The following is a 13,144-nucleotide window of genomic DNA, read 5'->3' on the forward strand; positions in this document are numbered from 1 at the left end:
AAACAGAGTGAGAAAATCTATAAAAAATGAAATTAAGATTAAGATTAATTTATGATAGATATAAAAAAATATAGAGTGGGATTGCATTGATAGTAGGATTAATAGGTAAAGTTGTAAAAAAAGAGCCAACAGTTGTACATTTAAATGTAAATGGAGTTATTTATGAAGTTTTTGTATCTTTAAATTGTAGTTCAAAAATTACTTCTGATGAAGTTAAGTTTGAGATTACTGAAATTATAAGAGAAGATGCACACAATTTATATGGTTTTTTAGATTTAAATGAAAAAAAACTTTTTGATACAGTTATAAAAATAAATGGAGTAGGACCAAAAGTTGCACTTGCAATTTGTTCTACTTTTACACCAAGCTCTTTTGCTCAAATTGTATCTTCAAGTGATGTAAATATGTTAAAAAGAGTTCCAGGAATTGGTCCAAAAGGTGCTAGTAGAATATTAGTAGAGCTTAGTGGATTTGTTGTTGAAGCAACTACTACTGGGGATATTCCAAATATTAATCTTGAAGCTTCACTAGCTTTAGAGTCACTTGGATTTAAGAAAGATTTAGTTTCAACTATTTTAAAAACTTGTACAAGCTCAACAACTTCTGAATTAGTTAGAGAAGCACTTAAGAAATTACAAAAATAAAAGGGAAATTATAAAATGAAAATAGCAATAGTTTTTGGTGGTATAAGTTTTGAGCATGAGATTTCAATAGTAAGTTCGATTGCTATGAAAGATGTTTTAAAAGATGAGTTAATATATATATTTATAGATAAAAATAGAGATTTATATGAGATTCCAAGTTCTAAAATAAATTCAAAACTATTTAGTAGTGGTGAGTATTTGAAATTTGATAAAGTTTTTTTAAAAAAGGGTGGATTTTATAAAATATCTGGATTATTTAAAAAAGAGCAAAATATTGATTTTGATGTAGTTTTAAATCTATCTCATGGTGGAGATGGAGAAGATGGAGTTTTATCTTCAGTTTTAGATTTTTATAATATCCCTTTTATAGCTCCAAGAACAGAGGCTTGTGTTGTTAGTTCAAATAAGTTTATCACAAAAGGGTATGCGCAAAGTGTTGATGTAAAAACTCTACCATACAAATACTATACAAAAAATGATAGTATAAAAGTTGATATGTTTCCTGTTATTTTAAAGCCAGTAAAGCTAGGAAGCTCTATTGGAGTATCTATTGTAAAAAATCAAGAAGAGTTAAGTTATGCACTTGATGTAGCTTTTGAGTTTGATGATGCAATTATAATTGAGCCTTTTATTAGTGGTGTAAAAGAGTACAATCTAGCTGGTACAAAAGTAAATGGAGAGTTTATTTTCTCAATTATTGAAGAGCCACAAAAAGCCGAGTTTTTGGATTTTGATAAAAAATATCTTGATTTTTCAAGAACATCAAAAGCTTTAGAGGTTGATTTAGGTGAGAAATTAAACAGTGAGATAAAAGAGAGTTTTAAAAAAATTTATAATACTTTGTTTGAAGGTTCAATTATTAGATGTGATTTTTTTGTAGTTGAAAATAAAGTATATTTAAATGAGATAAACTCAATTCCAGGATCTATGGCAAACTATTTGTTTGAAGATTTTCAAGATGTTTTTACAAAAGTTGCTTCAAATCTACCTAAAAAGAAGTTTATTCCTATAAATTATGAGTATGTAAATAAAATTCAAGTTGCAAAAGGAAAGTAGTTTGGCACTAAAAAGCATAAATCTTGATGGAAAAGTTTTTGATATCTCTTATGAGATAATAAATCCAAATGCAAAAAAAGATATAGTTTTTCTTCATGGTTGGGGCTCAAATAAAGAGATTATGAAAAAAGCATTTGGAACTTTTTTAAGTTCTTACAGACACATATATATTGATATGCCAGGCTTTGGAAATAGTGAGAATATATATGAACTTACAACAGCAGATTATGCACAAATTATAAAAGAGTTTTTAAAAAAATTGGATTCAGATTTTTTTGCAGTTGCAGGACACTCATTTGGTGGTAAAGTTGCAACTTTATTAAATCCAGAAAATTTAATTTTATTAAGTAGTGCTGGAATAATAGAGAAAAAACCACTAAAAGTTAGATTAAAAATATCTTTGGCAAAATTTTTTAATAAAGTTAAGTTAAAAAGCTTAACAAAAAGATTTAGAAGTAAAGATGTATCAAAAATGAGTGAAAATATGTACAAAACATTTAAAAATGTTGTAGATGAGGATTTTACTCCTATTTTTGCAAAACAGAGAAATAAAACACTTATATTTTGGGGATTAGAAGATAAAGCTACCTCTATAAAATCAGGAGAAAAAATTTCAAATATTATAGAGAACTCAATTTTCTATAAATTAAGTGGAGATCACTACTTCTTTTTAAAACACTCAAAACAGATATGCGAAATAATAGAATATGAACTATTTTAACTTTTTTATCAATTTTATAGCTATTTTTGCTCTATCTTGGTATTTAATACTAAATCTTCAATGGTATAACTATAAGTTACAAAGAGTTGTTTTAAATCATCACAAAAAAGTTTGGCATCTTTTTTATTTTATTTTTCCATTACTTTTATGGATAGTATCAAAAGAGATATATTTTGCACCAATTTTAGTTTTATACTTAATAGCACTATATTTTTGGGCAAAAAAACTTGATAGAAGTTTAGTTTATACAAAAAGAGTTCAAAGATTTTTTATAATTTTAGCTACTCTTTTGATTTTTGGATACTTTTTTGCTTCAAAAATCTACTTTTTATTGGCTCTTTTTTTAACAATATTATTATCAAATCTTACAGAAAAACTAATGTTTAATTTTTATAAAAAAATTGCAAAAAGAAAACTAAATAATATAAAAGATTTAAAGATTGTTGCAATTACCGCATCTTATGGAAAAACATCTATAAAAAACTTTTTATATCATATTTTAAAAGATCATTTTAACACTTACAAAACTCCAAGAAGTGTAAATACAATTGCAGGGCTTGTTTTAGATGTAAATATGGATTTACCTTTAAATACTCAAATTTATATAGCAGAAGCGGGAGCTAGAGTAAAAGGTGATATAAAAACAATAGCAAACTTTCTTGAACCTCAAATTTGTGTAGTTGGAACGATTGGAGAGCAACATATTGAGTATTTTAAAAGTTTAGAAAATATTCAAAATACAAAAAAAGAGTTATTAGGTTCAAAAAGATTAGAAAAAGCATATGTTCACAAAAGTGCAGATGCAAAAGAGTCTTTTAATATTGAGATTTTTCCAAAAAATTTAGAGATTTTAGATAGTAGTTTAGATGGTATTAGATTTAGTTTTGAGATAAATGATAAAAAAGAGGAGTTTTTCGCCCCAATTTTAGGAAGTTTTAATGCAATAAATTTAAGTGCTGTGATTTTAGTTGCAAACTATTTAAAAATAGATATAAAAAGCATAAAAGAGTCTTTAAAAACTCTTCCTCAAGTAGAACACAGACTTCAAAAAATTGAAGCAAATGGTAAAGTGATAATTGATGACTCATTTAACGGAAATTTTGAAGGAATGATGGAAGCTTTTAATCTTTGTAAAACTTATAGTGGAAGAAAGGTTATTATTACTCCAGGACTTGTTGAATCAACTCTTGAAGCAAACAAAAAAATAGCTTTAAAAATAGATGAGGTTTTTGATTTTGTAATCTTAACTGGAAGTTTAAATATAGAGGTTTTAAGTCAAAATATAGATAAAGAGAAAATATTTATTTTAAAAGATAAATCACAAATGCAAAATATATTAGCAAGTAGCACAAAAAGTGGTGATTTGATTCTATTTGCAAATGATGCACCAAATTTTATTTAAGGATTTTTATGGAACATCTTTATGCACCTTGGAGATACTCATATGTAAGCGAAGAGAAGATTAAAGATTGTGTTTTTTGCCATATTTTAAAAAACAGAGATGATGAGAAATATCAAGTTGTTTTTAGTGATGAGCTTTGTTTTGTTGTTATGAATAAGTTTCCTTATAGTCCAGGTCATATTATGGTTGTACCAAATTTTCACACATCAAATATAGAGGATTTAGAGGATATTGTTTGGCAAAGAGTTTCAAAAAGAGTTCAAGAAGCTGTTAGGCTTTTGAAAGATATTATGCCTTGTGAGGGTGTTAATATTGGAATGAATCTAGGTCGTGCAGCTGGAGCTGGAATTGAACAACATGTTCACTATCACTTAGTTCCAAGATGGATAGGAGATACAAATTTTATTACAACAATAGCTCAAACTAGAGTCTATCCAGCAAATTTTTCTGATATTTTTAAAAAATTAAAAGAGAGTTCAAAAATATATTTTAAATAATTTTTTCTTTACTTTGTAGTTTTATTTTGCTAATATAATTTTTTCTTATTAAATTTTCTGGGGGAACTTATGAAAAATTTTGCAAGATACTCTCTTCTTTTAATACTCTTTTTTAATCTTAGTTTCTCAAATGATAATATAAATATAAATTTCTCAAAAATTGATTTAAATGAACTTATAAAAATTAGTTCAAAGATACTTAAAAAAGATATTTTAATATCCGATAAACTAGATATTAAAGTTGATTTTGTATCAAATAAAACCCTAAATAAAGATGAACTTTTAAATATTTTAAGAGCAATTTTAAATGAAAACAACTATGTTTTAGAGGATTTTCACTCCTTTTATAAAATTACAAAAAAAGAGTCAAAAATAGTTTCAAAAGATGATATTTTGATTTATGAATTAAAAAATAGTGAAGTTGAAACTATATATAAAATTTTAGAGGAGTTTTTAAAAAAGAGGAGTTTAAATGGTGATGAAAAAACTCTTATTGTTCCAAATATTGAATCAAACTCTTTAATTGTTTTTTCAAATCAAAAGAGTTTAAATAGTATAAAAAAGCTTATAGATAGTCTTGATAAAGAGAGTTTACAAGTCTATATTGAAGCAAAGATTATAGAGGTTAATAATGAGCTTGTTGATAAGGTTGGAGTATCTTATGGAGTAAGTGCAGCTTCAAGTTCAAGTGGTGGAATTATGGCGCTAAGTACAAAGTTAAATGGTGGTTCATTTGCAATTGATGAAGCAATAGGAAGTTTAGGAATAGATATAAAAAATCAAAATTTAAAAAGTGGTGTATCTTTGGCTGCAAGTTTAAATTTGCTTAAACAAAAAGGTGCTTTGGATATTGTCTCACAACCTTCAATTTTAGCAATAAATAACAAAGAGAGCTTTATTTATGTTGGTGAAAAAATCTCAATGCAAACTTCAAGTAGTCTAACAGATGGAGGTAGATCTAAATCAGATTATGAAAGAGAAGATGTTGGATTAACTTTAAAAGTAAAACCTAGAATTTCAAAAGATAATAAAGTTGCTTTACAAATAAGTGCTTTATTAGAAGCTGTAAAACTAAACAAAGTAGGAGCTGGTGATAATCCTGATACTTTAAAAAAAGAGATAAATACAACTGCAATTTTAAACAATGGAGAGAGTGTAATAATAGGTGGATTAATAGAGAATAAAAATGAAAACATAGAAGAGAAAGTCCCACTTTTGGGAGATATTCCAATTCTTGGAACACTTTTTAGAAATAGTGTAACACTAAATAAAAAGAGTAATTTAGTAATTATAGTAACTCCATATATTGTTCCAAAAAATAAAGGAGTTAGTTTTATTAGAGAAAAGCTTTCACAACTTAAAGAGATAGAGGATATTTACTTACAAAAGAGTTTAGAAGATATTGAAAAAAAAGAGAATAAAAAAGAAAAAGTGGAGCAAAAAAAAGAGAATCAAAAACAGAACAATAATAGAAAAGATCCAATGCAAATATTAATAGATAGCACAAACTCTTCAAGCGATGATTTTTATAACTTTTGATATACTTTTGCAAAAACTAAAGGAATTGATATAGCAAAGTTTAAAAAAGTTCATATTGAGCTTACAAATATATGCAATCTAAAGTGTTCATTTTGCCCTCCAAAAAATTTACCAAACAAAATTATGAGTTTAGAGTTTTTTGATAGATTAAATAGTGAGCTAAAAGAGTTCACAAATGAACTTGCATACCATATAGTTGGTGATCCTTTGGTTTTGACAAATTTAGAAGAGTATTTAAATATTAGTAAAAAACATAATCTTAAAGTAAATATTACAACAACTGCAAATAATATTTCACAAAAGCACTACAAAGCTTTGTTAAATAGTGCTATAAAGCAGATAAATTTCTCAATAAACTCATACAATGCAAACTCACATAAAAAGAGTTTTGAAGACTATTTTGAACCTATTTTAGATTTTGTAAAGTTTGCAATACAAAATAGTCATGAGTACTTTATAAACTTTAGAATATGGAATTTAGATGATAAAAAGAGTGCTTTTGATTTTAATAACGAAGTTTTTAATAGATTAAATCAGTTTTTCAATTCAAACTTAAATATAGATGAGATTTATGCCACAAAACCAAAAAATATTAGAGTTGCTAGAAAAATATTTATAAATTTTGATGAATATTTCTCTTGGCCAAGTTTAAAAAACAGCATAGTTAGCCAAAAAGGTTTTTGTTATGGTTTAAGCTCTCATTTTGGAATATTGGCAAATGGAACTGTTGTTCCTTGTTGTTTGGATTTAGATGCTTGTATAAATCTTGGAGATGCAAATAAAAATTCAATCAAAGATATTTTACAAAGTATTAGGGCAAAAGCTATGATAGATGGTTTTAAAAACAATATTTTAGTTGAAGAGCTTTGTCAAAAGTGTGAATATAGAGTAAGATTTGATATAAAAAATAAAGAGGAATAGTATGAATGAAATAGAGATTTTAAAAAGAAGTATAGGTGATTTTTTTAGCTCTTCAATGCTAAAACTAGCATTAATTCCACTTCTTATTACAATGACAATTTTATATATAATATTTTTTCAAATGGCTAGTTTTGGAATAGATAGTTTGCAAATTATTGCTCAAAATTCACAAAATGGTGGGGAGATAGTTATTGATGAGAGTGCACCATTTTATTTTGTATGGTTTACATATTTAATTGTTTTTTTATTTAAATACTCAATTACATCTTGGTTGGCTGCTTTTTTAATCTATACAGTTGGAATTATTTTTATTTTTCATTTTAGTATTATTATGACGCTGTTAATTATTGGATTTTTGACACCTTTTGTTGTTAATTATCTAAAAAAAACTCACTATAAAGATTTGATTTTAAAACCTTATGGAACAGTTTTAGGCTCTATTTATCTACTTTTAAAAACTCTTTTTATAATGATATTTTTATATATAGTTTTAATACCACTCTATTTTATACCATTAATAAATATTTTGGCTTTGTATCTGCCTTTGTACTACTTTTTTCATAAACTTTTAAACTATGATGTTTCATCTACAATTTTAAGTAAAGATGAGTATAAAAAAATATATGAAAAAAACTCAAACTATTTTAGAGTAAGAACATTTTTTTTATATCTAATTTCAACTATTCCATTTATAACTCTTTTTGTAGCTATATTCTATGTTCTTTATCTATGCCATGCTTATTTTATAGAGCTTGAAAAAATTCAAAAAAATAGTAGTGAGGTTTTATAGTTTTGGAAAATATAAAAAATGCAGTTATAAAAGCAAATATTGAAGTTTTAAATTATTTAAAAAATAGTTTAAAAAAAGATGATTTTATATATACAAATCAGATTGGTTTTGGTGGTGATAACTCACTTAAAATTGATATTGTTTTTGAAGATATTTTTATAGAACATCTAAAAGAGTTTGGAAATGTTTTTAGTGAAGAGTGTGGCTTAAAAGATTTTAAAAAAGATATTACATTTATTATTGATCCACTTGATGGAAGCAATAATTTTTTCTCAAATCTTCCATACTATGGAACATCAGTTGCAATAAAAAAAGGTGAAGATATTATTGGTGGATTTGTTGCAAATTTAGCTTTAGAGACTTTAGTTTATAGATTTTTAGATGGTGAGGTGGTATATTTATCACTAAATAGCAAAAAAGAGTTAAAAAATAGAATAAATAGTGGCTCAAAAGTTGCAGTTTTTGAAAGAGGGTATAAGTATCCAGATATTTGTAAAATTTTAAATGACAAAAATATAAAGTTTAGAGTTTTAGGAGCAACGGCTATCTCTTTGGCAAATGCAAGAGATTATGATTTTGTATTATTTAAGGGCGAATTAAGAGCTTTTGATATTGATGCAGCTATCTATATTTGCAAAGATTTATATAAAATAGTTGAAGATAATCTTATTTTTATAACAAAATCAAAAGATTGTTTTAATGATTTTAAAGAAATTATTAAACATTTTTAGGTATAACTCCAAAACCAAAATAAAAAATAGGAAAAAATAGATGGCTTTAATAATTACGGACGAATGTATTGCATGTGATGCATGTAGAGAAGAGTGCCCAAACTACGCTATTGAAGAGGGGGATCCAATTTATATTATTGATCCAGATAGATGTACTGAGTGCGTTGGTCATTATGAAGAACCACAATGTGTTGAGGTTTGTCCAGTTGATTGTATAATTTTGGATCCTGATAATGAAGAGACAATGGAAGAGTTGAAGTTTAAATATGACCAACTAATGGAAGAAGAAAACTAATATGTCTAAAATTACAACAATCATCGACATTGGTTCAAACTCAATGCGAATGGTTGTTTTAGAAAAGTCTAGTAGATTTGCATTTAGTCTTATAAATGAGACAAAAAGTAGGGTAAAAATCTCTGAAGGGTGCTATGAAAATGGTGGTATGCTTCAAGAATTACCCATGCAAAGAGCTTATGAATCTTTAAAATCTTTTTTAAATATCTCAAATGCCCTCAAATCAAGAAAAATTCTTTGTGTTGCAACATCTGCTTTAAGAGATGCTCCAAACTCTAATGTTTTTTTAAGTAGAGTAAAACAAGATTTAGGTCTAAATATTAAGATTATAGATGGTGAAAAAGAGTCATATTATGGTGGAGTAGCTACTTCAAATTTGCTTCATGATGATAACTTTGTAACAGTTGATATTGGTGGTGGAAGTACAGAGTTTTGTTTTGTTGAAGATGGCAAAATAGTAAAATCTTTATCACTTGATATTGGAACAGTTAGAATAAGAGAGTTATATTTTAATAAAAATAATCTTGATGGTGCAAAAACTTATATTCTTGAAAATCTAAAAAAAGTTTTAAATAGTGGTGTTAATATTCCTTCAAAAGTTGTTGGAATTGGTGGAAGTATTAGGTTTTTATCAAAACTAATTATGCAAAAAAACGCTTATCCACTTGACTCAATTCATGGTTTTACTTATGATGTAAAAAATGAGCAAAAACTTTTTTTAGATATTTTAAAAACAGAATCAAATGCAGAGTTAGAGGCTTTGGGTGTAAAAAAAGATAGATTTGATACCATAAAAGAGGGTACATTTATCTTTAAAACTATTATTGATGAGTTAGGTATTAAAACTGTTGTAACTTCTGGAGTAGGAGTTAGAGAGGGAGTTTATTTAACAGATTTATTAAGAAATCAAAATCATAAGTTTCCTTCTAATTTTAATGTAAGTGTTAGAAGTCTGCTTGATAGATTTCAAATATCTCCTAAACAAAGTGCATATTTGGGAAGAAGTGCTAAAGAGATTTTTGAAGTTTTAAAACCACTTCATAAGCTTGATGATAAGTTCGCAACACTTTTAGTTGTTGCTTCAAAACTTCATTCAATTGGGGTTAGATTAAACTTTTATAAATCAAATGATAATGCTTTTGATTTTATTTTAAATGGTTTAACTTATGATTTTTTACACACTTCAAGAGTAACCGTTGCTTATATTTTGAAGTTTTCAAAAAAATCTCTACCAAAAGAGAGTGATATTGAAAAGTATAAAGAGTTGTTGCCACCTTTGGAAACTCTAAGATGGCTCTCTTTTATGCAGGCTTTAAACTTAGCAATAAATATTGACTACTCAAATCCAAAGACAAAATATGCTTTAAAAGAGAATATTCTTACAATTGAGCTTGAAAATAACTCATTTTTATTGAGCTCTCAAATAGACAAACTTGAACTTCCAGATGGTTTGGAGCTTGGAATTTTATGATAAAAAAGATTGCAATTGTAAGATTGTCTGCAATGGGTGATATTATTCACTCAATGACAGCTTTGCAATTTATTAAAAAAAAATATCCAAATATCCAAATTGATTGGTTTGTTGAAGAGGGATTTGCTGGCGTTTTAGAAAATAATCCAGATGTAAATAATATAATAAAATTAAATTTAAAAAGTATAAAAAAAAACAAACTTGAGATTTTTAATCAAATAAAATTGATTAAAAGTTTTAAAAAAAACAGTTATGATTTAGTAATAGATGCTCAAGGTCTTTTGAAATCTGCAATTGTAGCTAGATTGCTTGGGAAAAAAAGAGCTGGTTTTTGTAAAAACTCAACTAGAGAAAAGATAGCAAGTTGTTTTTATAATAAAAAGATATCAATATCGTATGATAAAAATGTAATTGATAGAAACTGCTATTTGATTAGCAAGGCTTTGGATTTTGAAATTACAGAAGATGAGATTGTAAATAAAGAGCCTTTTTTATTTTTTAAAGATGAGAGTGGTATAATCTACGACTATTTAGAAAAAGATAGAAAAAATATTTTGTTTGTTGTTGGTGCTAGTTGGCCAAGTAAGATTTACCCAAAAGAGAAGTTTGCAAAAATTGCTTCAAGTTTAGATGAGAATTTTTTAATTGCTTGGGGAAATGAGCAAGAAAAAGAGATGGCTAGGTTTATAGAGCAAAATTCAAACGCAAGAGTTTTGCCAAAACTAGATTTAAATAGTTTAAAAGCCTTGATTTCAAAAGTTGATTTAACTATTGGAAATGATACAGGACCAACTCATATATCTTGGGCTTTAAATATTCCAACAATAACTATTTTTGGGAATACTCCAGCTTATAGAAATACATATAGAACAAATATAAGCAAAACTGTAAAATCAAAATCTATTGTAAACCCTTATAAAATAGATAAAAATGATTTTTCAATTCAAGATATAGATGAAGAAGAGATTATAAAAATTGCAAAGGAGCTTTTATATGATAGAAAAGATTAAAGACTATTTTATACTTATTTTATACTATATTTTTCTATCTCTATTTTTTATAACTCCGAAGTTTTTAATGGAGAAATTTTTAAGATTTTTGGCTTTTTTAGCCTACAAAGTAGATAAAAAGCATCTTAAAATTGCAAGAGCAAATCTTGATTTAGTTTTTAAAGATAGTTTAACTAAAGATAGAAAAGAAGAGATAATTTATAACTCATATAAATCTTTATGTTTTAATATGTATGAGCATATAGAGAATCAAAGAGTAAACAAAGAGATACTTTTTTCAAAAGCAAAAATTTTAAATAAAGAGATAATAGAAAAAGCTTTTAAAGATAATAGAAAAATTATTTATATAACTGCTCATTATGGTGGTTGGGAGATAACACTACCATATATTGCTATGATGTTTGGTGAAATTGCTGTTGTAAATAGAAGAATGGATAATCCACATATTCAAAAAAAATATGAGATAGCAAGAAGTAAAAACCGTATTACAATGCTTGAGAAAAAGAGTGCTGCAAAAGGTATGCTAACAGCTTTTAAAGAGAATAAAAGTATAGCTGTAGTTATTGATCAACACATAGGTAGTGGAATTGATATAGATTTTTTAGGACAAAAAGTAAAAGCAACAGACTCAACAGCAAGAGTTGCACTAAAGTTTGATGCAATTATTATTCCAATTTTTACAGTAAACAATGGTTTTAGAGATTGGACAATAGAGGTTCAAGAGCCAATAGATGTTAAAACTTATGAGTTTAAAAGTGAAGATAAAATAAAAGAGTTAACACAAATTCAAAACGATATTGTATCTAATCAAATTTTGAAAAAACCAGATTTTTGGCTTTGGCAACATAAGCGTTTCAAAGCTTATAATGATGAAATTTATAAAAAGTAGAATATATGCAAAATAAACCTAAATATAGTTTTTTTAAAAATTGGAAATATGCAATGCAAGGATTAATAACTGCTATAAAAACAGAGAGCTCTTTTAGACTTGAACTATTTTGTGCAATATTTATTGTAGCTTTAATTTTATATGTTGATACAACTTTAACAAATAAGCTCATACTTTTGGTTACTGGAATTTTGGTTTTAATAGTAGAACTTTTAAACTCTGCAGTTGAAAATGTGGTTGATTTGTGTACAAAAGAGATTCATCCACTTGCTAAAAATGCTAAAGATTTAGGCTCAACTGCTGTTATGTTTACAATTACTTTGCATCTGGTTTGTTGGATGATAATTTTAATATAAATTTTGATATCATTCAAACTCATTTCAAATAAGGAAACAAAGTTATGTTTTTTGCAATATTAATAAATCGTTTATGTAAAATTTTCGGTGCACTTTTAAAAGGTTTATCTTATATAATTTATTTTATTTTTCCAAAGCTTCGATTTACAATTCCAAAAGTTAGTAAAGCAAAAATATCATCAAAAACAAATTCTCTTGTACCTAAAATAATTTGGCAAACAAACTACTCAAATGTTGTTACTCTTCCTGTTTATGTAAACTATTTATTTAATAGACTTATGTCTTTAGATTGGGAATATAGGTATGTGAGTACTGAAGATAGATTGGAATATATTAAACAAAATGCACCTAAAAATTATATTGATGCTTTTGAACAATTAACAGATGGTGCAGCTCAAGCTGATTTTTGGAGATTATTTGTTTTAAACAATATTGGTGGAGTTTATATGGATATAGATGCTCATATTGTTTTACCTCTATCAAAACTAATTAAACCAGAGGATAAAGAGCTATTTATTAAATCAAAAGTTAGATACAACAACTATTTTTTAGCAACTGCTCCAAATAATAAACACTTTAAAAATACACTTGATTTAATAGTTGATAATATTGAAAATAGAAGAGTAGAAGAGGGTGTTTATAGTCTTACAGGACCTATGGCACTAAATCAAGCAATAGGTAATGAAACAATAAATTATAAACTATATAAATATGTTTGTATTCAAGGAAGTTTTACAAATGAGTATTTTCAATATATGGATAAACCAAGAGGAAAATGGACTCATGCAAAAAATGAAGATTTATTAAAAAAAGGCAATTAGT

At 26.3% G+C, this 13,144-nt stretch carries 15 protein-coding genes; all 15 read left to right on the forward strand.

Features of this window, described 5'->3' with window-relative positions; all coding sequences use genetic code 11:
- The first annotated feature begins 86 nt into the window (after positions 1-86).
- The 15 genes from ruvA to CRU94_RS08900 all read left to right on the forward strand — a co-directional run bounded on the left by ruvA (position 87) and on the right by CRU94_RS08900 (position 13,143).
- On the forward strand, positions 87-644 hold the full coding sequence (ruvA, locus tag CRU94_RS08830) for a Holliday junction branch migration protein RuvA (RefSeq protein WP_129106413.1): 558 nt from the start codon (positions 87-89) through the stop codon (positions 642-644).
- A 15-nt stretch (positions 645-659) separates the two neighbouring features.
- On the forward strand, positions 660-1,700 hold the full coding sequence (locus CRU94_RS08835) for a D-alanine--D-alanine ligase (RefSeq protein WP_129106414.1): 1,041 nt from the start codon (positions 660-662) through the stop codon (positions 1,698-1,700).
- Between the two features lies 1 nt (position 1,701).
- The gene (locus CRU94_RS08840; RefSeq protein WP_129106415.1) at positions 1,702-2,421 is read left to right on the forward strand and encodes an alpha/beta fold hydrolase; all 720 of its coding nucleotides are present in this window, start codon (positions 1,702-1,704) and stop codon (positions 2,419-2,421) included.
- Positions 2,408-3,823 (forward strand): Mur ligase family protein, encoded by a 1,416-nt coding sequence (locus tag CRU94_RS08845; protein WP_129106416.1) that lies wholly within the window; start codon positions 2,408-2,410, stop codon positions 3,821-3,823. Before CRU94_RS08840 ends, CRU94_RS08845 begins: the two co-directional genes overlap by 14 nt.
- Before the next feature lie 8 nt (positions 3,824-3,831).
- Complete coding sequence (locus tag CRU94_RS08850; RefSeq protein WP_129106417.1) at positions 3,832-4,320, forward strand: HIT family protein; 489 nt, start codon at positions 3,832-3,834, stop codon at positions 4,318-4,320.
- A gap of 69 nt (positions 4,321-4,389) precedes the next feature.
- Positions 4,390-5,859 carry a type II secretion system protein GspD gene (locus CRU94_RS08855; RefSeq protein ID WP_129106418.1) on the forward strand — a complete coding sequence of 490 codons (1,470 nt, stop codon included), beginning with the start codon at positions 4,390-4,392 and terminating at the stop codon, positions 5,857-5,859.
- 54 nt (positions 5,860-5,913) lie between these two features.
- Positions 5,914-6,780 (forward strand): radical SAM/SPASM domain-containing protein, encoded by an 867-nt coding sequence (locus tag CRU94_RS08860; RefSeq protein ID WP_258237445.1) that lies wholly within the window; start codon positions 5,914-5,916, stop codon positions 6,778-6,780.
- 1 nt (position 6,781) lies between these two features.
- Positions 6,782-7,570, forward strand: coding sequence for an EI24 domain-containing protein (locus CRU94_RS08865; protein WP_129106420.1), 789 nt, complete (start codon positions 6,782-6,784; stop codon positions 7,568-7,570).
- Positions 7,571-7,572: 2 nt separating this feature from the next.
- The gene (locus CRU94_RS08870) at positions 7,573-8,301 is read left to right on the forward strand and encodes an inositol monophosphatase family protein (RefSeq protein ID WP_258237441.1); all 729 of its coding nucleotides are present in this window, start codon (positions 7,573-7,575) and stop codon (positions 8,299-8,301) included.
- Positions 8,302-8,341: 40 nt separating this feature from the next.
- Positions 8,342-8,596: a YfhL family 4Fe-4S dicluster ferredoxin gene (locus tag CRU94_RS08875; protein WP_129106422.1), complete on the forward strand. Its 255-nt coding sequence runs from the start codon at positions 8,342-8,344 to the stop codon at positions 8,594-8,596.
- Position 8,597: 1 nt separating this feature from the next.
- Positions 8,598-10,067 (forward strand): Ppx/GppA phosphatase family protein, encoded by a 1,470-nt coding sequence (locus CRU94_RS08880; protein WP_129106423.1) that lies wholly within the window; start codon positions 8,598-8,600, stop codon positions 10,065-10,067.
- The gene (waaC, locus tag CRU94_RS08885) at positions 10,064-11,077 is read left to right on the forward strand and encodes a lipopolysaccharide heptosyltransferase I (RefSeq protein WP_129106424.1); all 1,014 of its coding nucleotides are present in this window, start codon (positions 10,064-10,066) and stop codon (positions 11,075-11,077) included. Before CRU94_RS08880 ends, waaC begins: the two co-directional genes overlap by 4 nt.
- Positions 11,061-11,966 carry an LpxL/LpxP family acyltransferase gene (locus CRU94_RS08890; RefSeq protein WP_129106425.1) on the forward strand — a complete coding sequence of 302 codons (906 nt, stop codon included), beginning with the start codon at positions 11,061-11,063 and terminating at the stop codon, positions 11,964-11,966. The genes waaC and CRU94_RS08890 overlap by 17 nt, the downstream gene beginning before the upstream one ends.
- A 5-nt stretch (positions 11,967-11,971) precedes the next feature.
- A complete protein-coding gene (locus tag CRU94_RS08895; RefSeq protein ID WP_129106426.1) occupies positions 11,972-12,322 on the forward strand; it encodes a diacylglycerol kinase in 351 nt (116 codons plus the stop codon).
- Between the two features lie 44 nt (positions 12,323-12,366).
- Positions 12,367-13,143: a glycosyltransferase family 32 protein gene (locus CRU94_RS08900; RefSeq protein ID WP_129106427.1), complete on the forward strand. Its 777-nt coding sequence runs from the start codon at positions 12,367-12,369 to the stop codon at positions 13,141-13,143.
- Position 13,144 lies beyond the last annotated feature (1 nt).

The organism is Arcobacter sp. AHV-9/2010, from assembly GCF_004116575.1.
GTDB lineage: Bacteria > Campylobacterota > Campylobacteria > Campylobacterales > Arcobacteraceae > Aliarcobacter > Aliarcobacter skirrowii.

What these genes read in the sequence shown, in the direction of transcription:
- CRU94_RS08835 (WP_129106414.1), top strand. Translation starts at nt 660, where the DNA reads ATGAAAATAGCAATAGTTTTTGGTGGTATAAGTTTTGAGCATGAGATT.
- waaC (WP_129106424.1), top strand. Translation starts at nt 10,064, where the DNA reads ATGATAAAAAAGATTGCAATTGTAAGATTGTCTGCAATGGGTGATATT.
- CRU94_RS08900 (WP_129106427.1), top strand. Translation starts at nt 12,367, where the DNA reads ATGTTTTTTGCAATATTAATAAATCGTTTATGTAAAATTTTCGGTGCA.
- CRU94_RS08855 (WP_129106418.1), top strand. Translation starts at nt 4,390, where the DNA reads ATGAAAAATTTTGCAAGATACTCTCTTCTTTTAATACTCTTTTTTAAT.
- CRU94_RS08875 (WP_129106422.1), top strand. Translation starts at nt 8,342, where the DNA reads ATGGCTTTAATAATTACGGACGAATGTATTGCATGTGATGCATGTAGA.
- CRU94_RS08890 (WP_129106425.1), top strand. Translation starts at nt 11,061, where the DNA reads ATGATAGAAAAGATTAAAGACTATTTTATACTTATTTTATACTATATT.
- CRU94_RS08845 (WP_129106416.1), top strand. Translation starts at nt 2,408, where the DNA reads ATGAACTATTTTAACTTTTTTATCAATTTTATAGCTATTTTTGCTCTA.
- CRU94_RS08880 (WP_129106423.1), top strand. Translation starts at nt 8,598, where the DNA reads ATGTCTAAAATTACAACAATCATCGACATTGGTTCAAACTCAATGCGA.
- CRU94_RS08895 (WP_129106426.1), top strand. Translation starts at nt 11,972, where the DNA reads ATGCAAAATAAACCTAAATATAGTTTTTTTAAAAATTGGAAATATGCA.
- CRU94_RS08865 (WP_129106420.1), top strand. Translation starts at nt 6,782, where the DNA reads ATGAATGAAATAGAGATTTTAAAAAGAAGTATAGGTGATTTTTTTAGC.
- CRU94_RS08850 (WP_129106417.1), top strand. Translation starts at nt 3,832, where the DNA reads ATGGAACATCTTTATGCACCTTGGAGATACTCATATGTAAGCGAAGAG.